The sequence below is a fragment of the Sinimarinibacterium thermocellulolyticum genome, assembly GCF_040327995.1.
Classification (GTDB): Bacteria; Pseudomonadota; Gammaproteobacteria; order Nevskiales; family Nevskiaceae; genus Solimonas; species Solimonas thermocellulolyticum.
This window is the reverse complement of the sequence record NZ_JBEPIJ010000011.1, coordinates 25348-47749: the sequence shown is the minus strand read 5'-3', so window position 1 is coordinate 47749 and position 22402 is coordinate 25348. Positions and strand designations below refer to the sequence as shown.

20 protein-coding genes are annotated in these 22402 nt (G+C 69.2%); 9 read left to right on the top strand and 11 right to left on the bottom strand.

The genetic code is table 11. The features are described from left to right. Nucleotides 1–6: 6 nt before the first annotated feature. The 4 genes from hemH to ABSH63_RS10575 form a co-directional block, all read right to left on the bottom strand. Entirely contained in the window at nt 7–1098 is a 1092-nt protein-coding gene (gene hemH / locus ABSH63_RS10590) for a ferrochelatase (protein WP_352889647.1), read from the bottom strand. Between the two features lie 47 nt (nt 1099–1145). Continuing rightward, complete coding sequence (locus ABSH63_RS10585) at nt 1146–2795, bottom strand: alanine/glycine:cation symporter family protein (RefSeq protein ID WP_352889645.1); 1650 nt, start codon at nt 2793–2795, stop codon at nt 1146–1148. A 37-nt stretch (nt 2796–2832) separates the two neighbouring features. Further along, on the bottom strand, nt 2833–4167 hold the full coding sequence (locus tag ABSH63_RS10580; RefSeq protein WP_352889643.1) for a sodium-dependent transporter: 1335 nt from the start codon (nt 4165–4167) through the stop codon (nt 2833–2835). 80 nt (nt 4168–4247) lie between these two features. Beyond that, nucleotides 4248–6518 (bottom strand): ATP-binding protein, encoded by a 2271-nt coding sequence (locus tag ABSH63_RS10575; protein ID WP_352889641.1) that lies wholly within the window; start codon nt 6516–6518, stop codon nt 4248–4250. 71 nt (nt 6519–6589) lie between these two features. On the opposite strand from ABSH63_RS10575, the gene cysM reads away from it, so the two are divergent. The 9 genes from cysM to ABSH63_RS10530 all read left to right on the top strand — a co-directional run bounded on the left by cysM (nt 6590) and on the right by ABSH63_RS10530 (nt 14326). Further along, on the top strand, nt 6590–7480 hold the full coding sequence (gene cysM / locus ABSH63_RS10570; protein WP_352889640.1) for a cysteine synthase CysM: 891 nt from the start codon (nt 6590–6592) through the stop codon (nt 7478–7480). A gap of 7 nt (nt 7481–7487) precedes the next feature. Then, nucleotides 7488–8264: a 3'-5' exonuclease gene (locus tag ABSH63_RS10565; protein ID WP_352889638.1), complete on the top strand. Its 777-nt coding sequence runs from the start codon at nt 7488–7490 to the stop codon at nt 8262–8264. Then, on the top strand, nt 8264–9589 hold the full coding sequence (rlmD, locus tag ABSH63_RS10560) for a 23S rRNA (uracil(1939)-C(5))-methyltransferase RlmD (RefSeq protein WP_352889636.1): 1326 nt from the start codon (nt 8264–8266) through the stop codon (nt 9587–9589). The genes ABSH63_RS10565 and rlmD overlap by 1 nt, the downstream gene beginning before the upstream one ends. A gap of 5 nt (nt 9590–9594) precedes the next feature. After that, nucleotides 9595–10101, top strand: a complete 507-nt coding sequence (locus ABSH63_RS10555) for a CYTH domain-containing protein (protein ID WP_352889634.1) — start codon at nt 9595–9597, stop codon at nt 10099–10101. Beyond that, complete coding sequence (locus tag ABSH63_RS10550) at nt 10091–10567, top strand: L,D-transpeptidase family protein (protein ID WP_352889632.1); 477 nt, start codon at nt 10091–10093, stop codon at nt 10565–10567. Before ABSH63_RS10555 ends, ABSH63_RS10550 begins: the two co-directional genes overlap by 11 nt. Continuing rightward, a complete protein-coding gene (nagZ, locus tag ABSH63_RS10545; protein WP_352889631.1) occupies nt 10551–11531 on the top strand; it encodes a beta-N-acetylhexosaminidase in 981 nt (326 codons plus the stop codon). Before ABSH63_RS10550 ends, nagZ begins: the two co-directional genes overlap by 17 nt. Further along, nucleotides 11528–12082 (top strand): hypoxanthine-guanine phosphoribosyltransferase, encoded by a 555-nt coding sequence (locus ABSH63_RS10540; protein ID WP_352889629.1) that lies wholly within the window; start codon nt 11528–11530, stop codon nt 12080–12082. Before nagZ ends, ABSH63_RS10540 begins: the two co-directional genes overlap by 4 nt. Beyond that, nucleotides 12082–12843: an S-methyl-5'-thioinosine phosphorylase gene (locus ABSH63_RS10535; protein WP_352889627.1), complete on the top strand. Its 762-nt coding sequence runs from the start codon at nt 12082–12084 to the stop codon at nt 12841–12843. The genes ABSH63_RS10540 and ABSH63_RS10535 overlap by 1 nt, the downstream gene beginning before the upstream one ends. Nucleotides 12844–12964: 121 nt before the next feature. Next, complete coding sequence (locus tag ABSH63_RS10530) at nt 12965–14326, top strand: DUF1329 domain-containing protein (protein WP_352889625.1); 1362 nt, start codon at nt 12965–12967, stop codon at nt 14324–14326. A gap of 115 nt (nt 14327–14441) precedes the next feature. Here the strand turns inward: ABSH63_RS10530 and phbB are convergent, their stop codons facing one another. The 7 genes from phbB to ABSH63_RS10495 form a co-directional block, all read right to left on the bottom strand. Further along, a complete protein-coding gene (phbB, locus tag ABSH63_RS10525) occupies nt 14442–15209 on the bottom strand; it encodes an acetoacetyl-CoA reductase (RefSeq protein WP_352889623.1) in 768 nt (255 codons plus the stop codon). Further along, on the bottom strand, nt 15206–16654 hold the full coding sequence (locus tag ABSH63_RS10520; protein ID WP_352889621.1) for a chitobiase/beta-hexosaminidase C-terminal domain-containing protein: 1449 nt from the start codon (nt 16652–16654) through the stop codon (nt 15206–15208). The genes phbB and ABSH63_RS10520 overlap by 4 nt, the downstream gene beginning before the upstream one ends. Next, on the bottom strand, nt 16651–17856 hold the full coding sequence (locus ABSH63_RS10515; RefSeq protein ID WP_352889619.1) for a transporter: 1206 nt from the start codon (nt 17854–17856) through the stop codon (nt 16651–16653). The genes ABSH63_RS10520 and ABSH63_RS10515 overlap by 4 nt, the downstream gene beginning before the upstream one ends. Then, nucleotides 17835–19067, bottom strand: coding sequence for a transporter (locus ABSH63_RS10510; protein WP_352889617.1), 1233 nt, complete (start codon nt 19065–19067; stop codon nt 17835–17837). The genes ABSH63_RS10515 and ABSH63_RS10510 overlap by 22 nt, the downstream gene beginning before the upstream one ends. Then, nucleotides 19055–20542: an acyl-CoA synthetase gene (locus ABSH63_RS10505; RefSeq protein WP_352889615.1), complete on the bottom strand. Its 1488-nt coding sequence runs from the start codon at nt 20540–20542 to the stop codon at nt 19055–19057. The genes ABSH63_RS10510 and ABSH63_RS10505 overlap by 13 nt, the downstream gene beginning before the upstream one ends. A gap of 137 nt (nt 20543–20679) precedes the next feature. Continuing rightward, nucleotides 20680–21678 carry a 3-oxoacyl-ACP synthase gene (locus ABSH63_RS10500; RefSeq protein ID WP_352889613.1) on the bottom strand — a complete coding sequence of 333 codons (999 nt, stop codon included), beginning with the start codon at nt 21676–21678 and terminating at the stop codon, nt 20680–20682. After that, nucleotides 21675–22274 carry a TetR/AcrR family transcriptional regulator gene (locus tag ABSH63_RS10495; RefSeq protein WP_352889611.1) on the bottom strand — a complete coding sequence of 200 codons (600 nt, stop codon included), beginning with the start codon at nt 22272–22274 and terminating at the stop codon, nt 21675–21677. Before ABSH63_RS10495 ends, ABSH63_RS10500 begins: the two co-directional genes overlap by 4 nt. Between the last annotated feature and the right edge of the window lie 128 nt (nt 22275–22402).

The window sequence follows — 22402 nt, the reverse complement described above, 5'->3', positions numbered from 1 at the left end:
GACGGGTCAGAGCGTCCGCAGCAGGCTTCGCGCGCGGTGCTGACGCTGCTCGACCACGTCACCGTCGATGCCCGTCGCCGTCGGCCAGCCGTGCAGATGCTTGCGCAGCAGCGCGGCGAGCGCGTCGATGTGCGCGCTCTGGGCGTTGAGGGCCGGGATGTAGCGCAGCGCTGCGCCGCCGGCGGCGACGAAGGCCTCGCCGTAGCGCAGCGAGACCTCTTCGAGCGTTTCCAGACAGTCGGCAGCGAAGCCCGGGCAGATCACGTCGAGGTGGCGCACGCCGGCGCCGGCGAGCGCGGCGATGCGTTCATCGGTGTACGGCGCGAGCCAACGCGCGCGGCCGACGCGCGACTGAAAGCTGACGCTCCACGCCGACGGCGCCAGTGCCAGTGCCTCGGCGAGCAGGCGCGCGGTCTTCTGGCACAGGCAGTAGTACGGATCGCCGGCCTGGAAGTAGCGCAGCGGGATCGAGTGGAAGGACATCAGCAGATGCTCGCCGCGGCCGTGGACGTCCCAATGCGCGCGCACCGACGCGGCGAGCGCCGCGATGTAGCCGGCATCGTCGTGGTAGCCGTCGATCGTGCGCAGCGTCGGTGGCCAGCGCCGCGCGCGCAGTTGCGCGTAGACGGCGTCGAAGACCGATGCCGTCGTCGTCGCCGAGTACTGCGGATACAGCGGCAGCACCAGCACCTGGCGGACACCCGCGGCGTCGAAGGCCGCGAACGCCGAGGCGATCGAAGGATTACCGTAGCGCATCGCCAGTTGCACGACGATGTCGTCGCCGAGCGCCCGTTGCAGGGCGGTACATTGGTCGCGACTGATCGCCAGCAGCGGCGAGCCGCGTTCGGTCCACACCGAGGCATAGGCGTGGACCAGCTTGCGCGAGCGAAACGGCAGGATCACGGCGTACAGCAACGGCAGCCACAGCGCACGCGGCGTCTCGACGACGCGCGGGTCGCCGAGGAACTCGGCGAGGTAGCGGCGGATCGCCGGTGCGTGCGGCGCATCGGGGGTGCCGAGGTTGACCAAAAGCACGCCGGTGCGCGGCGCCGCCCGGTGCGCGGTGTCGGCCGCAGCCATGAAGTCGTCGGTCGTCATCCGTGCAGCTTACGCCAGCATCGCGGCAGCGGTGGCATCCGCACGGATCAGGCGAGGCGGCGACGGCGGAAGTAGTCGTGCCAGGCGCGCATCGCGCGCGGCCCGAGCACCAGCATCATCGGCAGGTTGACGGCCAGCATGAAGCCCAAGGCCACGGTGCTGATCGTGTCGATCTGGGCGTCGGTGCGGATGTAGCCGAGGCAGGTGGCGAAGATCAGCGCGCACCACAGCAGCCGGTACGGTACGACCCAGGTCTTGCCGGCCAGATAGATCACGCCCTGCTCGCCGTAGTAGCTCCAGGTGATCATCGTCGAGAGGGCGAAGGCCCAGACGGCGAAGCTCACCATCCATTGGCCGAGGCCGGCATGGACCGTATCGAAGGCCTTGGCGGTCAGCGTCGATCCCGGATAGTCGGCAAACACGCCGGCCTCGATCACCCGCGGCGCCTCGGCGGCGCTGAGCGGACGCCAGTCGATCGAGCGGTTCGCTCCCTCGCCGACGATGTTGCCGAACAGCTTGCCGCGCGTGCCGTCGGCATCCTCGGTGACGATGAACACCTGGTCGCCGGCGACCAGGCTCGGGTGCGCCGTCGACGGCAGCACGTAGGACGACGGCGCCCACTGCGCATCGCCGACTTCGACCAAGGCCGGCGGCGTGTCCCACGGCACGATCGCGCCGCGGTTCCAGACGCCGGTGATCAGAATCACCAGTGCGGTCATGGTGCAGATGATCAGCGTGTCGATGAAGGGTTCGAGCCCGGCGACGACGCCCTCGCTGACCGGCTCCTTGGTCTTCACCGCGGCGTGCGCGATCGGCGCCGAGCCGATGCCGGATTCCGACGAGAACAGCGCGCGCTTCATACCGAAGATGAAGGCGGTACCCATGCTCGCGCCGATGAACGCGCCGCCGGCCTCGGCCGGCGAGAAGGCGCTGCGGAAGATCAGTGCAAAGGTGTCCGGGATCTGCTCGGCGTTCACCAGCAGCACATAGATCGCGGCGAGGATGTAGATCCCGCACATCAGCGGCACGATCACGCTGGCGATGCTGCCGATGCGGCGGATGCCGCCGAGAATCACCGCGGCGACCAGCGCCGCCATGACCGCGCCCGACACCCAGGTCGGCACGCCGAAGTAGGCGCGCGCGATCTCGGCCGCGTTCCACGCCTGGAACATGTTGCCGCCGGTGATGCCGAACAGAATCAACGCGACCGCGAACAGCGCGCCGGCGACGAGGCCGAGCTTCGCCAGCTTCGGGCTCAGCTCGGCGAATCCCTTCTTGCACACCCACATCGTGCCGCCGTGCGGATCGTTCGGGTCGCTGACGTCGCGATACAGCATCGACAGCGTCACTTCGGTGGTCTTCAGCGCCATGCCGACGATGCCGACCATCCACATCCAGAACACCGCACCGGGTCCGCCGATCGACACCGCGATCGCCACGCCGCCGATGTTGCCGAGGCCGACCGTCGCCGACAGCGCCGCCGACAGCGCCTGGAAGTGCGATAGCGCGCCCTGGCCCTCGCCGGAGATGCCCGGCAGCTTGCCGCGGATCAGTTGCACGCCATGGGTCAGCGAACGCCACTGGCCGAAGCCGGTCCAGACGGTGAAGACGATACCGACGCCGAGCAGGCACAGCAGCGTCGGCATGCCGAGCATCACGGCGTTGATGGCGTCGAAGGCGGCAAACAGGCGATCCATCAGCAGGACTCCTCGGCGATCGGTGGCTCAGCTCGGTTCAGGCGAACAGGGCCGAAGCCATGATCCAGAGAATGCCCAGCGGCGCGAGAAAGCGCAGCACGAACAGCCACACCGGCGTCCACGGCAGCTTCAGCGCGCCCTCGTTGCTTAGCTCGTACGCCGCGCGCTTCCATGCCCAGCCGACGAACAGTGCGGTGAACAGCCCGCCCAGCGGCAGCATGATGTTGTTGGCGAGGAAATCCACCAGGTCGAACCAGGTGCGACCGCCAATGGTGAAGCCGCTCCAGATGCCGAAGGACAGCGAGGCCGGCACGCCGAGTGCGAAGCAGATCAGGCTGGCGACGATGACGGTCTTGCGGCGCGAGAATCGATGCTCGTCGACGACGTAGCTGACCATCGGTTCGAGGATGGACACTGCCGAAGTCAGCGCCGCGATCGCGAGCAGGGTGAAGAACAGCACGCCGAACACCGCGCCAAACGGCATCGACGCGAACACCGCCGGCAACGTGACGAAGGTCAAACCCGGACCGGCGCTGGGGTCGAAGCCGAAGGCGAACACCGCCGGCATGATCATCAAGCCGGCGAGCACGGCGACGCCGGTGTCGATCATCGCCACCGTCAGGGTCGCCTTCGGCAGGTGTTCCTGCTTCGACAGATACGAGCCGTAGGTCAGCAGCGTGCCCATGCCGATCGATAGCGAGAAGAACGCCTGCGCGATCGCCGCGTAGAACGTTCCGGCGGTGACCGCGCCGAAGTCCGGTTTGAGGAAGAAGGCCAGGCCCTCGGCGGCCCCGTCGAGCGTGACCGAGCGCAGCACCAGCACCAGCAGGATCACGAACAGCGCCGGCATCAGAATCTTGTTCCAGCGCTCGATGCCCTTGGCGATGCCGCCGACGACGATCCACGCAGTCAGCGCCATGAACACGCCGGAGTACAGGATCGGCCGCAGCGGATCGGCGACGAAGCCCGAGAACACCTGCGAGAGCCGTTCGGGGTCGGTGGTGTCGATGCTGCCGCTGGCCATGAAGCCGATGTAGGCGAGTGTCCAGCCGGCGACGACGATGTAAAACGAGAGGATCACAAAGCCGGTCAACACGCCGCCAAAGCCCACCAGCGGCCAGGCGCCGCCGCCGAGCGCGCGGAAGGCGCCCACCGGATTGCGCTGCGCCGCGCGGCCGACGAGCATCTCGGCGATTGCGACCGACAGACCGAAGCCGATGACGATCGCCAGATAGATCAGCAGGAAGGCACCGCCGCCGTTGGTCCCCGTGGTGTAGGGGAAGCGCCAGATGTTGCCGATGCCGACCGCCGAGCCGGCCGCGGCCATGATGAAACCAAACCGGCTGCCCCAGTTTTCGCGTGCTGTGCTCATGGTGTCCCCCCGGGCGGATGCCGTGATTATGCCGGACTGTGCCGGCGCGGCCGTCGGGGAAGCTCCTCAGCCGCGGAAAATCAGTGCCTGCGCATGGCGGCGAGGGTGTCGTCGACGGCGCGGCGCACGCTCTGCAGCTCGCGGCGTTTCTCGGCGCCAGCGTTCAGGCCGTCGCAGCGCAGCAGCCAGTCCTCGAGCGCGGAGGCCGTCTGGCGCAGCGTCGGCAGGTGATAGAACGCCGCGGTGCCGCGCAACGTGTGCGCGGCGTCGCGCGCGGCCGACAGGTCGCGGGCGTCGATCGCGCTCTCCAGATCGCGCAACTGTCGCGGCAGCTCCTCGCGCAGCAGCCCCAGCAGTTCCGGATCCGCGGTCAGCCGCGCCGCGGCCGGCGGCGGACCGCCGGCCATCGGGTCGAGTTTGCGCAGCAGGGTACGCTCGTCGAAGGGCTTGATCAGTACGGCATCGGCGCCGGCCTGCAGGAACTGATGGCGTTCTTCCGGTTCCAGATGGGCGCTGACCGCGAGAATTCGGCAGCGCGTCGCGCTGCCACGCTCGGCGGCGCGGATCTCGCGGGCGCACCCAGGGCCGTCGAGCTCCGGCATGTGCGCGTCGAGCAGCACGATCGCTGGGCGCTCGCGCAACCACTGCTGCAGCGCACTGCGGCCGTCGCCGGCCTCGATCACCTCGAGTCCCAGGCGGCGGCACAGCGCGCCGAGGTAACGGCGGTTGACCAGGTTGTTGTCGGCGATCAGCGCGCGCAGGCCGGCGAGTGGCTGCACCGCCGCGGCCGGCGCGGCCGAAAGCAGGCGCAGGATCTCGTCGTGCAGCCGGTCGCGACCGATCGCCTTGGCATGGCAGGCGGCGGCGCCGGCGTCGCGCAGTTCCTCGTGCACCGGCGGCGCTGCCGAAGCCACCAGCGCCAAGAGCGGCGGCTGGTGCTCGGCGCAGGCGGCGAGGGTGGCCCGTACCGCCAGATCGCCGCGCTCGGCAGGCTTCAGGCCGAGGATCACTAGATCCGGCTTGGCCACGGCGGTACGCAGCGCATCGGCGAGTTCGTCGGCGGCGGCAAAGCTGCGCACGCTCAGCCCCCAGAACTCCAGCCAGTGAACCAGCGCCAGGCGCGAGGTCGCGTGCGCCTCGAACAGCCAGACGCTGCGGCCGGCCAGACGGGGATCGGCGGCGCCAGCCGACTCGGCGTCGGCCATCAGCTTGAACGGCAGCAGCACGCTGAACGTCGAGCCCTTGCCGGGCGTGCTGTCGAGGCTGACCTCGCCGCCCATCAGCTCGACCAGCTTGCGCACGATCGAAAGGCCGAGCCCGCTGCCGCCGCGGGTGGCGCGGCCGAGCTGGCGGTAGGGCTGGAACAGTCGCTGCTGCTGTTCGGGGGAAATGCCGATGCCGGTGTCGGTCACCGAGAAGCGCAGCCAGGTGCGGCCGGCTTCCTCGCGTTCGCGCATCGCCCGCAGTACCACCTCGCCGCGTTCGGTGAACTTGATCGCGTTCGACAGCAGGTTGGTCAGGATCTGGCGCAGGCGCTGGGCGTCGCCGCGCACCTGGCGCGGCACGTCGTGATAGACGATGCGCACCAGTTCGAGGTCCTTGTCGTAGGCCAGCGGCGCGAGCAGGGCACTGGTGTCCTCGACGGTGTCGATCAGGTCGAGCGCCTCCTCGTTGAGGCGCAGGCGGCCGGCCTCGATGCGGCTCCAGTCGAGCAGGTCGTTGATCATCGCCAGCAGCGCGCGCGCCGACTTCTCCAGCATGTCGAGCTGTTGTGCCTGCTCGGCATCGAGTCCGGAGCGGCGTAAGAGGTCGGCGTAGCCGAGGATGCCGGTCAGCGGCGTGCGCAGCTCGTGCGACAGGCTCGCCAGAAGCTCGCTCTGCGCGCGCGCCTCGTCCTGCGCCGCGCCGGCGGCGGTGCGCAACTGCTGGTTCTGCGCCTGCAGCGCATCGCGCTCGGCGCGTAGGTGCCGGGTGTGTTCGGCGACGCGTTCATCGAAGCGCGTGCTCAGCGTGTCGAGCCGTTCGGCGAGGCGGTTGCCGGCGGCGGCGAGCTCGCCGAGTACGCCGCGCCGGTCCTCGACCAGGCGTTGTTCGCTGCGGCCGAGCGACAGGGCGCGCAGACCGAGTGCCAGCGCCCCCAGTTCGCGCCGGCTGCGGCGCAGGGCGGAGAGGGCGAGCAGCAGGCCGCCGGCGCCCGCGACCGCCGGTGCCAGGCGCAGCGGCGCCGCCAAATGCGGCGCCAGCAATGCCGGCAGCAGGCCGAGCACGCAGGCGACGACGCCGAGCAGCAGCAGGGGCGCGCCGCCCGGCGGCCAGCGTCTCAGGCCCGCCTCTGTCGATGGTTTCCGCATGTGCCGTTCCGATGGCCCTTGGCCGCGCGCCGCATGGGCGCGATCATCGGCCGCCCGTTAGAATCGCGCCGATGACCTACCCCACGCTCGCCGATTTTATCGGCAATACCCCACTCGCCCAGCTCAAGCGTCTTCCCGGTATCGGCAGCAACACGCTGCTGGTCAAGCTCGAGGGCAACAATCCCGCCGGTTCGGTCAAGGACCGCCCCGCGTACTCGATGATCCGTCGCGCCGAGGAGCGCGGGGAGATCAAACCGGGCGATGTGCTGATCGAGGCGACCAGCGGCAATACCGGCATCGCGCTGGCGATGGCGGCCGCGGTCAAGGGCTACAAACTCCGGCTGATCATGCCCGAACACCTGTCGATCGAGCGCCGCGCGGTGATGAAGGCCTTCGGCGCCGAGGTGATCCTGGTGAGCCAGCAGCAGGGCATGGAAGGCGCGCGCGATCTGGCGCTGAAGATGCAGGCCGAGGGCGAGGGCAAAGTGCTCGACCAGTTTGGCAATCCCGATAATCCGCGTGCGCATTACGAGGGCACGGCGCCGGAGATCTGGAAGGCGACGCGCGGACGCATGACCCATTTCGTCTCCTCCATGGGCACGACCGGCACCATCATGGGCTGTTCGCGTTTTTTCAAAGAGCAGAACGCCGAGGTGCAGATCGTCGGGGTCCAGCCCGACGGCGAGTCGTCGATCCCCGGCATCCGCAAGTGGCCGGACGCTTACCTGCCGAAGATCTTCGAGCCCGAGCGCGTCGATCGCATCATCGAGGTCAGCGCTGCCGACGCCGAGGAGACGATGCGACTGGCCGGTCGCGTCGAGGGTCTGTTCTGCGGGCCGAGCTCCGGCGGCGCCCTGTGGGCGGCGCTGCAACTGTGCCGGCAGGTCGAGAACGCGACGATCGTCACCATCGTCTGCGACCGCGGCGACCGCTACATCTCCACCGGCGTGTTTCCGGCGTAGCCGAACGATGCGCGAACCGGTTCTGGTTTTCGACATCGAAACCGTCCCCGATCTGGACGGCGGCCGCCGCCTGCTCGGCCTCGACGGCATGGGGGACGACGCCGTGTGGGCGGCGATGCGCACGCAGCGTCTGGCCGAGCGCGGCAACGATTTCATGCCGGCGCATCTTCAGCGCATCGTCGCGATCGCGGTGGTGCTGCGCCAGGGCGATGGCCTCAAGGTCTGGTCGATCGGCGACGAGGACGCGAGCGAGGGTGAGCTGGTGCAGCGCTTCTTCGACGGCGTCGAAAAGTTCCGCCCGGTGCTGGTGTCGTGGAACGGCGGCGGCTTCGACCTGCCGGTGCTGCACTATCGCGCGCTGATTCACGGCTGCATCGCGCCGAAATACTGGGACACGGGGCATTTCAACCGCGAGGCCAAGTGGGACAACTACCTCGGCCGTTACCAGTTCCGCCACACCGATCTGATGGACGTGCTGGCGATGTACGGGGGGCGCCACAACGCGCCGCTCGACGAGATCGCGCAATTGCTGGGCTTTCCCGGCAAGCTCGGCATGGATGGCTCCAAGGTGTTCGATGCCTACCGCGAGGGACGCTTGAGCGAGATCCGTGCCTATTGCGAGACCGACGTGGTCAACACTTATCTGGTCTACCTGCGCTTCGAGCGGATGCGCGGACGGCTGACGCCCATGCAACACGAGGCCGAGGAGCGCCGCCTGCGCGAGGTTCTCGAAGCCAGCGCGGCGCCGCACTGGGCCGAGTTCCTCGACGCCTGGGTCGGCTGATGCGCCGTCGCAAGCCGCCGCAGGGCGAGTTCGCCGCACAGATCCTCGACTTCGATCAGGAAGGCCGCGGTTTTGCCCGCATCGACGGCAAGGCGACCTTCATCGCCGATGCGCTGCCCGGCGAACGGGTGCGCTTTCGTTATTTGCACGTCGGCAAGGACGCCGACGAAGGCCAGTGCGTCGCCGTCGAAAAGGCCAGCCCGCACCGGGTCGAGCCGCGCTGCGCGCATTTCGGCGTTTGCGGCGGTTGCTCGATGCAACATCTGGCTGCGCCGCAACAAATCGTGTTCAAGCAAAAGCAGCTCCTCGATCAGCTCGAACGCATCGGCAAGGTGCGGCCGCAGTCGGTCGCGCCGCCGATCGTGGCCGACACGGCCGAGGGCGTCTGGGGTTATCGCCGCCGCGCGCGCCTTGGCGCCAAGCGCGTGGCCAAGAAGGGCGGCGCGATCATCGGTTTTCGCGAACGCAATACCCACTTCGTCACGCCGCTGACGCGCTGTGAGGTGCTCGATCCGCGGGTCGGCGAGAAGCTGCCGGCGCTGCGCGCGTTGATCGACGAGCTTTCGATCCCCGATCGCGTGCCGCAGGTCGAAGTCGCGTGTTCGCCCGAGCGCGTTGCTCTGGTGTTCCGTCTGCTCGACCCGGCAAGCGAGAACGATCTGGCGCGGCTCGCCGACTTCGGCAGCCGCGAGCGCTTCGACATCTACCTGCAGACCGGCGGACCGGCGACGATCCGGCCGCTGACCGAGGTGCAGCCGCTGGAATACTCACCGGACGGTTCGGCGCTGCGGCTGCGCTTCGCGCCGAGCGATTTCATCCAGGTCAACGGCCGCATCAGCGAGCGCACCGTCAATCAGGCGCTGGACTGGCTGGAGCTCGCCGCCGGCGATCGCGTGCTGGAGCTGTTCGCGGGGCTCGGCAACTTCTCGCTGCCGCTGGCCGCGCGCGGCGCGCAGGTCATTGCCGTCGAGGGCGAGGCCGGACTGGTGCAGCGCGCGCGAGAGAATGCACGGCGCAACGGCGTGGACGTGCGTTTCGAGAAGGCCGATCTGTTCGAGACCCAAGCCGATGCGCCGTGGCTGCAGCCGGCATTCGACAAGCTGCTGCTCGATCCGCCGCGCGCCGGTGCGCGCGAGATCCTGCCGATCGTCGCAGGACGCCGGCCGCGGCGCATCGTCTACGTGTCCTGTCATCCGGGCACGCTGGCGCGCGATGCCGGCCACTTGGTGCACGAGCACGGTTATCGGCTGGAACGGGTCGGCGTGATGGACATGTTTCCGCACACCAGCCATGTGGAGAGCATGGCGCTGTTCGTCCGGGATTGAATGGCGTGGCCATCGAGATCGAGCGCAAGTTCCTGGTCGTGGGCGATGCCTGGCGCGCCGAGGTGTCGCGCGCGGTCGAGATGCGGCAGGGCTATCTCACGCAGGAAGCCGGTCGCGCCTCGGTGCGCGTGCGCATCGCCGGCGCGCAGGCGACGCTGAACATCAAGGCCGCCGTCGTCGGCAGCGTACGCGCCGAGTATGAGTACGCGATCCCGCTCGCCGATGCGCGCGAGCTGCTCGATACGCTGTGCGTCGGCAAGCTGGAGAAGATCCGCCACTACATTGTTTACCCGGTCTCAGACCCGGGTGCGCGCCAGGACGTGACCTGGGAGATCGACGAGTTTCTCGGCGACAACGCCGGCCTCGTCATCGCCGAGATCGAGCTGGCGGCGGTGGATCGGCCGTTCGTGCGACCGGCATGGCTGGGGCGCGAGCTGACCTTCGATCGCCGCTACTACAATCACCATCTGGCCTTGCATCCCTTCCGGAGCTGGGGCGGCGATGCGTCTTGAAATCGACCTCGGTGCGCAGCGCCTGCGCCTGATCGAGCGTGGCCGCTGCGTCGTCGCGTACCCCGTGTCGACGGCCGCCAACGGGGCCGGCGAGATCAACGGCTCCGGCATGACGCCACGCGGCCTGCATGTCGTCCGTGCGAAAATCGGCGGCGGCCTGCCGTCGGGCGCGGTGCTGCGCGCGCGGCGTTGGACCGGCGAGGTGTGGACGCCCGAGCTGCATGCGCGCTATCCGGGCCGCGACTGGATCCTGTCGCGCATCCTCTGGCTCAGCGGCCTCGAACGCGGTCGCAACCGCCTGGGCTGCGTCGACACCTTCCGACGCTACATCTATTTGCACGGAACGCCGTACAGCCAAGTGCTGGGCACGCCCGGCTCCAAGGGCTGCGTGCGCATGAGCAACGAGGACATCATCGAGCTGTACGAACGCGTCGAGCCGGGAACCCAAGTTGACATCCACGAATAAGAAATCGCCGCTGGGTCCGCTGATGGTGGATGTGGGCGGCCAGGAGCTGACCGCGGAGGATCGCGAAATTCTCACGCACCCGCTGGTCGGCGGCGTGATCCTGTTCACCCGCAACTACCGCGATCACGAGCAACTCAAGGCGCTGTGTGACGACATCCTTTCGCTGCGCGAGCCGCGGCTGCTGCTCGCGGTCGATCACGAAGGCGGGCGCGTGCAGCGCTTGCGCGTCGGTTTCACGCGCATACCGTCGATGCGCAGCATCGGCGCGCGGTACGTCGAGAACCCCGCTGCCGCAATCGAGCAGGCGCGCATCGCGGGCTTGACCATCGGGTGCGAGCTGTCGGCCTTTGGTATCGATCTGTGCTTTGCGCCGGTGCTCGACGTCGATCATGGCGTCAGCGGCGTCATCGGCGATCGTGCGTTCTCAGATCGCGGCGAGGTCGTGATCGAACTGGCGCGCGCGCTGCGTGCCGGGCTCAATGCCGCCGGCCTGGCAGCGACCGGCAAGCATTTTCCGGGACACGGCGCGGTGCGCGCCGACTCGCACGTCGAACTGCCGGTCGACCGGCGGCCGCAAGCCGAGCTGCGCGCGGTCGAACTCAAGCCCTTCATGGCGATGATCGACGAGGGCATCGAGTCGCTGATGATGGCGCACGTGCGCTATACCGCGATCGACGAGACCCCGGCGTCGCTGTCGCGACGCTGGATCCGCGGCATCCTGCGCCGCGAGCTCGGCTTCACCGGCGCGGTCTTCTGCGACGATTTGTCGATGGGCGGGGCCGCGGTCGTCGGCGATCTCGCCGCGCGTGCGCGCCTGGCGCTGGCCGCCGGCTGCGACATGCTGCCGGTGTGCAACGACCGTCCCGGCGTGATCGCGCTGCTCGATGCGCTCAAGGATCTCAAGCCGAGTCGCGCCGCCAGCAGCCGCTTGCAGAAGCTATACCGGCGCAGCGTCGCGTCATGAGCGTCGATCCGCAGCATGCACGGCAGGTGCTCGCGTCGGCGGACTGCCTGCACGACGCGGCCGCCGTGCAGCGTGCCTACGACGAGCTGGCGACGGCGATCGCGGCACGCTACCGCACGCTCGATCCGCTGCTGCTGTGCGTGATGAACGGCGGCCTGCACGCCACCGCCGAGCTGAGCCGGCGGCTCGACTTTCCGCTGCAGATCGACTACCTGCACGCGACGCGCTATCGCGGCGCGACGCAGGGCGGCGGGCTGGTCTGGTACCGCCAGCCGCCGGCCGAGCGCATCCACCGGCGGCATGTGCTGGTGATCGACGACATTCTCGACGAAGGCCATACCCTGGTGGCGATTCGCGGCGCGCTGCAGTCGTTCGCACCGGCCTCGCTGGCGGTGGCGGTGTTGGCCGAAAAGCTGCACGCGCGGCGTGCCGCCGGCGCGCACGCCGAGTTCGTCGGCCTGCGGGTCGCCGACCGCTACGTGTTCGGCTGCGGCATGGACTACAAGGAATACTGGCGGCAATTGCCGGCCATCTATGCGGTGAAGAATTGATGAACGCAGCAGCGCTCAGCGGTAGCGATTTCGCCGTCATCGGCGGCACCGGCATGAACCAGTGGCCGGGCCTCGAAATCGAGCGGCGGCTGGCCGCGGAGACTCCTTTTGGCGCGCCAAGCGCGCCATTGCTGCTCGGCCGCGTCGGCGCGGCACGGGCCTGGTTTCTCGCGCGTCACGGCGAGGGCCACAAACTGCCGCCGCATGCGATCAACTACCGCGCCAACCTGTGGGCGCTGCACGCGCAAGGCGTGCAGCGTGTGGTCGCGATCGCCGCGGTCGGCGCGATCGCCGAGTGGTTCACGCCGGGCGAGATCGCTCTGCCCGAGGACCTCATCGACTACACCTGGGGTCGCGAGCACAGCTTCTCCGACGGTCGCGAAGGTAGCGCCCTGCGCCACGTCGAATTCACGCAGCCGTATTCACCGCAACTGCGCGAGCAACTGCGCTCGGCGGCGGCCCGGTGCCAGGTGACGGTGGCGGGGGCCGGCGTGATGGCGGTGACGCAGGGACCGCGCCTTGAAACGGCCGCGGAAATTCGTCGACTGCGGCGCGACGGTGCCGACATGGTCGGCATGACCGGCATGCCGGAAGCGGCACTGGCGGCCGAGCTCGGGATGGACTACGCCTGTCTCGCGGTCTCCGTGAACTGGGCGGCCGGGGTCAAGGGACTGGGCGACATCCATGCCGAGATCGCGCAGTCGGTCGAGCTCGGGATGCGCAAGGTGCGCGCCGTGCTGGCGGCGATGCTCGACGCCTGATGCCGAGTCCGCCGTAAACGGTGCTATCTTGAGCGCGTCGCTCGTCGCCGTATCGACGAGCCGCGCACGCAGGCTAAGGGGGGCTTGCGTCGCGACAGCGCTATGAGGAGGAGTAGGGGAGATGCGTGTTCACACGGGTGTGCATACGGTGTTTCTCTTGGTGCTGCTGGCCGCCGCGCCGGCAGGGGCCAAGGTGTCCGCGGAGGAGGCGGCCCGGCTCGGCAAGGATCTGACGCCGGTGGGGGCGGAACGCGCCGGCAACGGCGACGGCAGCATTCCGGCCTGGACCGGTGGGCTGACCACCTCGCCGCCGTGCTACAAGGGCGAGGGTTCCCGGTACTGCGATCCATATCCGCAGGACCAGCCGCTGTTCACGATCACCGCCGCCAACGCCGCGCAGTACCGCGACCAGCTCAGCGCCGGCCAGCTCGCGATGCTGGAGAAGTTCGACACCTACAAGATCAACGTCTACGAAACCCGGCGCACGGCAGCCTTCCCCGATTTCGTCTACGAGGCCACCGCGCGCAACGCGGTCAATGCGACGCTGGAGTTCGAGGGCGAGTCGCTCAAGAACGCCATTCTCGGCTTTCCGTTCCCGATCCCCAAGTCCGGGCAGGAGGTGGTCTGGAACCACAAGCTGCGTTATCGCGGCGTGGGTGGTGCGCGCTGGAACAACCAGGCCGCGGTGACGCCCTCCGGCGCGTTCACGCTGGTGGAGATCACCGAGGACGTGAAGTTTCCCTACGCGGCGCGCGACGCCACGCCCGAGTCGATCGACAACATCATCATCTACTTCCTGCAGATCGTGCGGGCACCGCCGCGGCTCGCCGGTCAGATCACGCTGGTGCACGAGACCATGGACCAGGTGCGCGAACCGCGCCGGGCCTGGCAGTACAGCCCGGGTCAGCGCCGCATCCGCCGTGCGCCCAACGTGGCCTACGACAACCCGAGCACCGCTTCCGACGGCCTGCGCACCAACGACCAGCTCGATGCCTACAACGGCGCCACCGACCGCTACACCTGGAAGCTGATCGGCAAGAAGGAGATGTTCGTCCCGGCCAACTCCTACAAGCTGCACAGCGACGAGTACCGCTACCGGGACATCATCCTCAAGGGTCACATCAACCAGGACTTGACCCGCTATGAGCGGCGCAGGGTTTGGGTCGTCGAGGCCAATCTGCGCCCGCGCACCAGCCACATGTTCAAGCGCCGCGTGTTCTACGTGGAGGAGGACAGCTGGGGCATCGTGCTGGTGGATCTGTACGACAACCGTGATCAGCTGTGGCGCTGGCAGGAGATGCACACCTTCCAGGCGTATGACAAACCCTTCATCGCACCGCCGGCGATGGAAACCGCCTACGACCTGCAATCGGGTCGCTACATCGCCTACTCGATGAACAACGAAGCGCCGGAGACGATCGAGCGCGATTTTCCGATCAGCTACTTCGATCCCGCCAACGTCACCAAGCAGACCTTCAAATAGCCCGCACGTCCGCGCGCGGTGCGCTTCGGCGCCCGGCGAACACGAATCAAGCTCTCGGGCTCGATTCGTGCCGCCATTTCTGGCCGGCCTGAGCGCTCGAATGATTCACGAGCGCTCAGGCCGACATGTACAAGCCGCCGTTCACCGGGAGGTTGGCGCCGGTGATGTAGGCGGATTCGCGCGCGCACAGGAAGGCGACCACACGCGCGATCTCCTCCGGCTCGGCCATGCGCCCGAGCGGAATCTGCGCGACGATCCTCTGCAGCACCTCGGGCTTGATCGCCGCGGTCATCGGCGTGCGGACATAGCCTGGCGAGACCGTGTTCACGGTCACGCCATGGCGTGCGCCTTCGAGCGCGAGACTCATCGTCAGGCCGTGCATGCCGGCCTTGGCGGCGGCGTAATTGGCCTGGCCGAACTGGCCCTTCTGGCCGTTGACGGAGGCGATGTTGACGATGCGGCCGAAGCCGCGCACGCACATGTCGGCGAACACCGCCCGGGTGCAGAAAAAGACGCTGTCGAGATTGCTCGAAAGCACCGCGCGCCACTGCTCCGGCGTCATCTTGACGAAGCGCGCGTCGCGGGTGATGCCGGCGGCGTTGACCAGTACGTCCACCGCCTTGAGCCGCGCGCAGGCGCGCTGCATCGCCGCCGCCGCCGCTTCGGCGTCGGCGAGATCGGCGAGTTCGACCGCCACGTCCACGCCGGATGCGGACAGGTCTTGCCGCCAGGCCGGGATGCGCGCGCCCTCCGCCGGATGGCCGATGGCGACGATCTCGAGGCCGGCGGCGGCGAGTGCGCGGCAAATTGCGCTGCCGATGGCGCCGGTGCCGCCGGTGACGATGGCGGTCCGGGGCGCGGCGGGGGGCGGGGTCTGGGTCATCGGCCTTTCTTGCGCCGGGCGGCGTAGTGCACGGGGGTGTCGGGGTCGAGCTGACGCTGCAGCGTGCGCCGCGCGTCGATCAGCTCCAGGCTGATGTCGTAATCGAGCACCAAGGGTTCGCTGGCGCGGCCGTCCGCGGTGAAGGCACGCGCCTGCAGTCGCACCGGACCGGCCACGTAGATCGGTTCGCGATACAGCGGTGAACCGGTATCGGGGGTGTCCGCGATGCTGTAGACGATGAAGGCGTCCGGGTCGTCGCTGTACAGGGCGATGCGTTGCGGCTGTTCGTAGCTGCCGGGCGGCGGGCTCGCACCGAGCGTCGGTGTCGCGCGCGGCGCGGCGGCGGATCGACGCTTGAAGCGCGCCATCGGGCTCGATAGCCCGCTGCGCGAGCTGTGCGCGTAACAGGTGTAGAGCCGGCCGGGGGCGAGCAGTTGCTCGCGCACCGGCGGCGTCGCCGCGTTCGGGTAGCGGCCGTCGTCAGTGCAATGCAGCCGGGCGTCCGCGTCGTCGGCGCGCAGCCGCTCGCCTTGACGCAGGATCGCGGGCGGCGTGGCCTGCGGCAGCGGCTCGGGGGCCGCGCGCAGAAAGTCCAGGATGGCGCGCAGCGTCTCCGGCACGCGCGCGAGCTCAAGATGGTCGTAGTGGGTACCGTGCACGCGGTTGTAGGCGAGGTTGTCTGCGCCCTTGAGCGCGGGGCTGTCTTGGCGCGGCGCGGGAAACAGCACGTCGCTCCAGCCGGTGCCGTCGTACAGCGTCATGTAGCGCGTCGGCCCCGGTGTCTCGCCCGCGCGGTTGAGCTGCGCGAGCCAGGGACTCTCGGGCGCGAGTTCGAAGGACACCACGCGGTTCTGCCCGCGCGCATCGGGCCAGGCGGTCCAGACGCCGTGGTTGGCGCCGCAGGCGGCGACGAAGTTGCGTACGCGATGCCAGCCGTTGGTCTGCATCATCCACTGGCGCACCAGCGTCACCCCCAGCGAATGCGCGACGATGTCCACCTGACGCAGTTCGCGGCCGCTGGTCTTGGACAGATAGGCGGTGACGGCATCGACCATGCGCTCGATGCTCGCCACCGACAGGTCGTTGCTGTCGAAGTAGCGCACGTTGTCCCAGCCATAGCCGAAGGCCCATAGCGCGTTGCGCGGATAGCCGGCGTCGAGGAAGTAGCGCCGCGCCGGCAGCCAGTAGCGCGCCGACACCGTATTGCCGTGCACGAAGATCACCGGGGTGACCGGCAGGCGCTGGCCGCCGCCGCCGAAGCCGGGCATGGGCCGCCCGGTTTGCGCCGAGATCGGCGGGGTGAAGTCCGCGGGGAAGTCGTGCAGCTTCGGCGGCTGCACGCCGAGCTTGGGCAGCAACCATTCGCGCGGCGCACACGCGCCGAGCACCACTCCGGTGAGCAGCGCGAGCACGACGCGCATCAAGCGCTGGCAAGACGTGTTCATGGTGCCCAGAACAGATAGACGAGCCGCAGCTCGAGGTAGGGCGAGGCTGAGACCGCGGCGGCTTCCTGGACGCCGTTTTGCGTCGACGTCAGTTGCGCGATCGGTGCCGACCCCGGCGCGTCCGGCGGTGTGGCAAAGACGTCGTAGATCGCCTCGATCTGCCCGCCGCGCCCAAAGATGGGCTGGGCGACGCGCAGGTTCAGCACCGTGGACGTGCGGTAGACGTAGTAGATCCCCGCGGTCAGCAGCGTGCCTTCGACGCCGCGGTCCTGGTAGGGACCGGGTCTGGGCGCGAGGTAGAAGAACGGCAGCGAGTTACACAGGGCATCGGGAATCGGGAATCCGAGCAGCGGCTGTGTGCTGGCGCAGGCCGAGGTCGGCGGCAGCGGCTGGTCGCGCAGGTTCAGCGTGAAGCGCTCATAGCGGTTGGGGCCGACCGAGGCGCGATGCGACCAGCCCAGATCGGCGAACCAGTGCTCGTTGAACTTCCACGCCACGTTGACCTCCAGATTGCGCACGTCGGCCGGGTCGGTGGGCGTGAGGCCGCCGAAGGCGGGCTCGTCGTTGTCGCCGTTGAACTGCCAGGCAAAGGTGCCGTCGACATAGATGCGGCCGAACAGCTCGGCGTGCACGGCGAGCTGGGGAATCACGCTCCAGTAGTTCGTGCCGGTGTTCAGGAGCGCGTCGGTGTCGTAGCGGCCGATCGGAACCTTCACCGTGGTGCCGAACAGGCCATTGCCCTTGACCGGGCCGTAGCGGTGTTCCAGACCGTAAATGCCGCACAGTCCGAACAGATCGCCCAGGCCGCTGGCGCCCGAATGCTGGCCTGCGTTCAGGCCGCGCCGTACCGCGTTGCCGGTCGCCTGCTGGTGCCCGAGCGTGGCGATGATGCGGCAGAACTGCGGCCGCTCGCGCAGGAACGCGAATTCGGAGTCGCGGAACGGATTGCCGACCCACAGCGATTTGAACAGCAGGAGGCTGGCATCGATGCGGTCGCCCGGCGGGATGAACGGCGCACCGGTATGCACTTTGCGCCCGTCGCGGTCGTAGACCTCCTCGATGCGGGTCGTGATCAGCGTGAACTCGGTGTACTGGCCGGGAGCAAGGCGCGCGTATTCGGACAGGTGCGGGGTGAAGACGATGCCGCCCTGCGCCAGGGCCGGCAGCGCCGAGAGGGCGATCAGCGCGAGCAGCCGGTGCATGAGAATGCGTCTCCCTGTCCGAAGTTGTGGCGCAGGCTCAGCATCCAGCGGTCGGATGCGTAGCTGCGCGCGGGGCCGAGGCCGTCGACGATCACCGTCTCGCCGGGGCTGCGGGTGCAGGTGGCCGCGCCCTCGATGCAGCCGGCCGGCTGGCGATTCGTGAACGGCAGTGCGAATTCACCGCTCGCACCGGCAAGCGGGCGCACGAAGCTCAGGCCGAGCAGCCAGCGCTGGCCGATGAAGCCGCTCAGGCTCAGTCCGGCCGTGCGCAGCGCGGTGCCGTCGTCGTGGTAGATGCCGGGCGTCGGCACCGTGTCGGAAAAGGCATTGGGCGGTGGCGGCGCATTGGGTGCGAACTGCGGGCTGTCGTAGCGGTTGGCGCGGCCGCGACGCTCGGTAAAAGAAAGGCTCAAGTGCACCCCCCGCCACAGGCGCTGATTAAGGCTCAGATCGAGCCATGAGTCGTCGCCCTCGTCGCTGGGCGCAAGACCGCCGAACTGCGGCTCCTCGTTGCGCAGGTGGAGGCGATGGCCGGCGCCCGCCTCCAGGATCGCGCCGCGCCACGGTCGCAAGGCCGTGCCGAGCCGAGCGTGAAAGGCCCAGTGATTGCTGCCGGCGTTGACCGGGGCTTCGTGTTCGTAGACGCCGGTCGGCACGTTCAGCCCGATCAGCAAAAGGCCGGCGTTACCGGGCACGCTGGCTTCGTCGCGCCAGTGGCGGCTGCCCCACAGAAAACTGCCGAATTCGAGCGTGGTGTCGCCGACGCCGCTGCCGTCGCGCGCGAGCAGGGGGTTGGCGTCCACCACCTCGGCGAGGCGCCCACGCGTGTCGGCGCGGACGTAGCGCAGCGTCAGCCGCGCCGTATGCAGCCGCTGCGAGAAGAACGGCAGGTCTTGGCTTTCGAACAGCGGGAACGTCCAGGTCAAGCGCGCCCGCGCCTCGCGCAGCGGCAGGCGCGTGGAGCCGTCGAGGGTCGGCAGCGCGGTGTCGCGCTCACGGCCGTCGGCGTCGAAGACGCGGTCGCGCGCATCCTGCAGGTAGTCGAGGTCCAGGTACAGACCCGGATAGAGGGGCAGGTAGCGCCCCAGGGTCGCGTCCTCGGCCCGCGCCGTCGCGGTTCCGAGCACGAGCGCGGCGGCGAGCGTCGCCGCCGCGCCGCGCGCGCGGCCGAAGCGGACGCGGGCGTACGCCGAGTGGATCAGGGTACGCATGGGTTCTCCTCCTCGAAGCGACGCCGGATCTCCGTCTTGAGCAGCTTGCCGGCGCCGCTGCGCGGCAGCTCGTCGAGAAACAGGAAATGCTTGGGCACCTTATAAGCCGCGATCCGCGCCTTGAGGGCCGTGCGCAGGGCCGCGGCGTCCGGCCTTGCGCCGGGAGCGAGGCGCACGGCGGCCAGGCCCACCTCGCCCCAGCGTTCGTCGGGTACGCCGACCACGGCGCACTCGGCGACGCCGGGGCATTGCGCGAGCGCGGCCTCGACTTCCGCGGGGTAGACGTTCTCGCCGCCGGAGATGTACATCTCCTTGCGCCGGCCGACGATGTAGAAGAAGCCGTCTTCGTCTTCGCGCGCGAGATCGCCGGTCCACAGCCAGCCGTCGCGCAGCGTCTGCGCGGTTTCCTCGCTCCGGCGGAAGTAGCCGAGCATCAGGTGTGCGCCGGCGAGCGTCAGCTCGCCGATCTCGCCGCGCGGCAGGGGGCGGCCGTCCGGCGCGCGGATCACCGCCCTCGCATGCAGCACCGGCTTGCCGACCGAGCCGGGCCGGCGTTCGGCGTCCTCGACCTCGATCGCGAAACAGTTCACGCCGGCTTCGGTCATGCCGTAGCCCTGCTTGAAGCGCACGCCGCGTGCGCGGAACAGCCGCTGCAAGGGCTCGGGACAGGGCGCGCCGCCGCAGATGGCCCAGCGCACCGAGGACAGGTCGGCGTGGGCGAAGTCCGCGTGTTCGGCGAGCATCTGGTACATCGTCGGCACGAGGAACATCAGCGTCGATCGTTCGCGCGCCACGAGGCGCAGGTATTCACCGGCGTCGAAGTGCGGCTGCAAGACGACGCGGCCGCCGGCGTGCAGCAGCGGCGTGGTCAGCACGTTGAACGCGGCGTGGAAGGCGGGCGTCGCCTGGATCGCGCAGTCCTCGCCGGTGACGCCCCAGGAGAAGCAGGTGTTGACGGCGTTGTAGAACAGCTGGCGGTGCGCGATCAGTGCGCCCTTGGGCAGCCCGGTGCTGCCACCGGTGAACAGCAACATTGCCGCATCCTCGGCGCCGACGCCGCAATCGGGCAGTGTCCGGTCTTTTGCCGTGGCGAGCCAGTCCTCGTAGTCGTCGAGCGCGCGCAGCGGCACGCCGGAGCTGCGCGCCAGCGTGGCGCAGGCGGCGTCGTGCAGCATCAGCGCCGGTTCGACCTCGCGCACGAGGCCGGCCAGCTCGTGGGCGGACAGGCGAGTGTTGAGCGGCGTCGCGATGAAGCCGAGGCGCGGCGTCGCCAAAAGGAGATCGACGTGGGCGACGTGGTTGGCGGCGAGGATCGCCACGCGGTCGCCGCGGCGCACGCCGGCGGCGTAAAGGCGCACCGCGAGCCGTTGCGCACGCTGGTCGAGCTCGGCGTAGCTCAACCAGCGCCCGCGAAACTCAAGCGCCGGACGGTGCGGCGTGAGGCGGGCGCGCGCGGCGGCAAGGTCCGGGTTCATGTCCGGCTCGCCCCGCCGCGCGCACCACGGCGCACGGATCCGAGCTCACGATGCGCAGGTCTCATATCTTCTCCATCCGCGCGTGCCGGCGGTCACCGGCTCGCCGTCGGTCGGTCGCGCTGTGTCATGCTCCGCGATCAAGTCCTCTGGTAACGCACACAGATCGCATTCCAGACGTAGCCGATGCCGGCCGCGCACAGCACGGCGACATCGCCGTCGCGCAGGCGACCCTGGTCGCGCGCGAGCTTGAGCGAGAGCAACGGGTCGATCTGGCCGATGTGTCCGTAGTCCTCGAGATAGATCGATCGTTCGGCCGGTACGCCGATGCGCGCGAGCACCGCTTCATGGGCGCTGCGCTTCATGTGCAGCATCGCCACGTACGCGAGTGTCCGCGGCGCGATGCCGCTTCGCGCGCAGGCGCGTTCGATCACGTCCACGAAGTTGTCCAGCGAACACTGCGCGAGGCGCGCTTTCATGCCGGCGGGATCGGGCACGTGGAAGCGCCGCCGCCCGAGATTGTCGGCGCGCGGGGGCTCGCGCGTGCCGCCGACGGGCACGATCACGTCCTCGGAAAAACGGCCGTCCGTGTGAAAGGCCGCGCCCAGGATTTCGAAGCCGGGGCCGCTGCGCGCGACCACCGCGGCGCCGCCGCCGGCGGCGAGGTTGTAAAGAAAGCGCGTCGCCGGGTCGCGGTAATCGACGAGATCGCCGCTTCGGTAGCCGCCGGCGATGAGAATGTGCCGGAGCTCGGGGTTGGCCAGCAACGTGTCGCGGGCGAGTTTCAGAGCGAGCACTGCCGTGCCGCACTTCTGCCCGACGTCGTAGGCATAGGCGCACCGGGCGCCGAGCGCGTGCGCGGCGTGGATGCCGGCCGTCCACACCGGGTACTCCTTGTGTTCCTCGGTGATCGAGATCAGCACGTCGATCGCCGCGGCATCGACGCCGGCCTCGGCGAGCGCCGCGCGCGCGGCGCGGATGCCCATGGCGTTGCTGTGGTCGTCGGGCCCGGGCACGGTCTTGGCGCGGATGCCGAGCTTGTCGCGCACGATCGCCTCGGGAACGCCGCTCGCCGCCGCGATGTCTGCCGCGCTCTGGCGCGCCGTCGGCAGGTACACGCCGAGGCCGCGCACGATCATGGCGGTCCGGACTCGTGCGGCGCGATGCCGTGGCCGATGAAGGCCATCGCGGCGTCGAGCACTTCGGGTTCGGGCAGGCGCTGGCGCCACAGGCAGTAACGCAGGCCCAGGAAGTGACCGAGCCCCATGATCGCCCAGGCGCGCACCTCGGCATCCCCGGGGGCGAGCGCGCCCGCCGCGGCGTCGCGCGCGAGGCTGCGCGCATAGCCCGCGGCGAGACGCTCGTAGTACTCGCGAAACGCGACCTCGTCGACGAACTGCGCCTCCTGCACGATGCGGTACAGGCCCGGATGCCGTTGCACGAAGTCGAGAAAGGCCTCGATGCCGGCGCGCTGGGCCTGCATGCGATCCGATCGCTGCGCCACCGCCAGCGCCATGTGCTTGCGCAGCGCGTGGCCGATCGCGCGCACCACGGCGCCGAAGATCGCCTCCTTGCTCGGGAAGTACAGGTAGAACGTGCCCTGACTGACCTTGGCGCGCGCGGTGATCGAGCTGACCGAGGCGGCGTGGAAGCCGCGTTCGCCGAACTCGGCCTCGGCGGCGTCGAGCAGGCGGCGCAGCGTCGCTTCGCCACGGGCGGTGGCGGGCTTGGGCACCGATGCTGCAGACGCAGTCGCGCCGATCATGATATGACAGATGAGTCAGGTATCAGATTGTGCGCCGCTCGCAATGCCCGCGTCAAGCCGGGCCGCGGCGAAGCGTCGTCGTTTGCGCGATGGGCTTG

Coding starts and splice junctions, on each gene's coding strand:
- phbB (WP_352889623.1), bottom strand. CDS start 15,209: ATGACCCAGACCCCGCCCCCCGCCGCGCCCCGGACCGCCATCGTCACC.
- ABSH63_RS10535 (WP_352889627.1), top strand. CDS start 12,082: ATGAACGCAGCAGCGCTCAGCGGTAGCGATTTCGCCGTCATCGGCGGC.
- rlmD (WP_352889636.1), top strand. CDS start 8,264: ATGCGCCGTCGCAAGCCGCCGCAGGGCGAGTTCGCCGCACAGATCCTC.
- hemH (WP_352889647.1), bottom strand. CDS start 1,098: ATGACGACCGACGACTTCATGGCTGCGGCCGACACCGCGCACCGGGCG.
- ABSH63_RS10520 (WP_352889621.1), bottom strand. CDS start 16,654: ATGAACACGTCTTGCCAGCGCTTGATGCGCGTCGTGCTCGCGCTGCTC.
- ABSH63_RS10540 (WP_352889629.1), top strand. CDS start 11,528: ATGAGCGTCGATCCGCAGCATGCACGGCAGGTGCTCGCGTCGGCGGAC.
- ABSH63_RS10510 (WP_352889617.1), bottom strand. CDS start 19,067: ATGCGTACCCTGATCCACTCGGCGTACGCCCGCGTCCGCTTCGGCCGC.
- ABSH63_RS10585 (WP_352889645.1), bottom strand. CDS start 2,795: ATGGATCGCCTGTTTGCCGCCTTCGACGCCATCAACGCCGTGATGCTC.
- ABSH63_RS10500 (WP_352889613.1), bottom strand. CDS start 21,678: ATGATCGTGCGCGGCCTCGGCGTGTACCTGCCGACGGCGCGCCAGAGC.
- ABSH63_RS10505 (WP_352889615.1), bottom strand. CDS start 20,542: ATGAACCCGGACCTTGCCGCCGCGCGCGCCCGCCTCACGCCGCACCGT.
- ABSH63_RS10550 (WP_352889632.1), top strand. CDS start 10,091: ATGCGTCTTGAAATCGACCTCGGTGCGCAGCGCCTGCGCCTGATCGAG.
- ABSH63_RS10515 (WP_352889619.1), bottom strand. CDS start 17,856: ATGCACCGGCTGCTCGCGCTGATCGCCCTCTCGGCGCTGCCGGCCCTG.
- ABSH63_RS10565 (WP_352889638.1), top strand. CDS start 7,488: ATGCGCGAACCGGTTCTGGTTTTCGACATCGAAACCGTCCCCGATCTG.
- cysM (WP_352889640.1), top strand. CDS start 6,590: ATGACCTACCCCACGCTCGCCGATTTTATCGGCAATACCCCACTCGCC.
- ABSH63_RS10575 (WP_352889641.1), bottom strand. CDS start 6,518: ATGCGGAAACCATCGACAGAGGCGGGCCTGAGACGCTGGCCGCCGGGC.
- ABSH63_RS10530 (WP_352889625.1), top strand. CDS start 12,965: ATGCGTGTTCACACGGGTGTGCATACGGTGTTTCTCTTGGTGCTGCTG.
- ABSH63_RS10580 (WP_352889643.1), bottom strand. CDS start 4,167: ATGAGCACAGCACGCGAAAACTGGGGCAGCCGGTTTGGTTTCATCATG.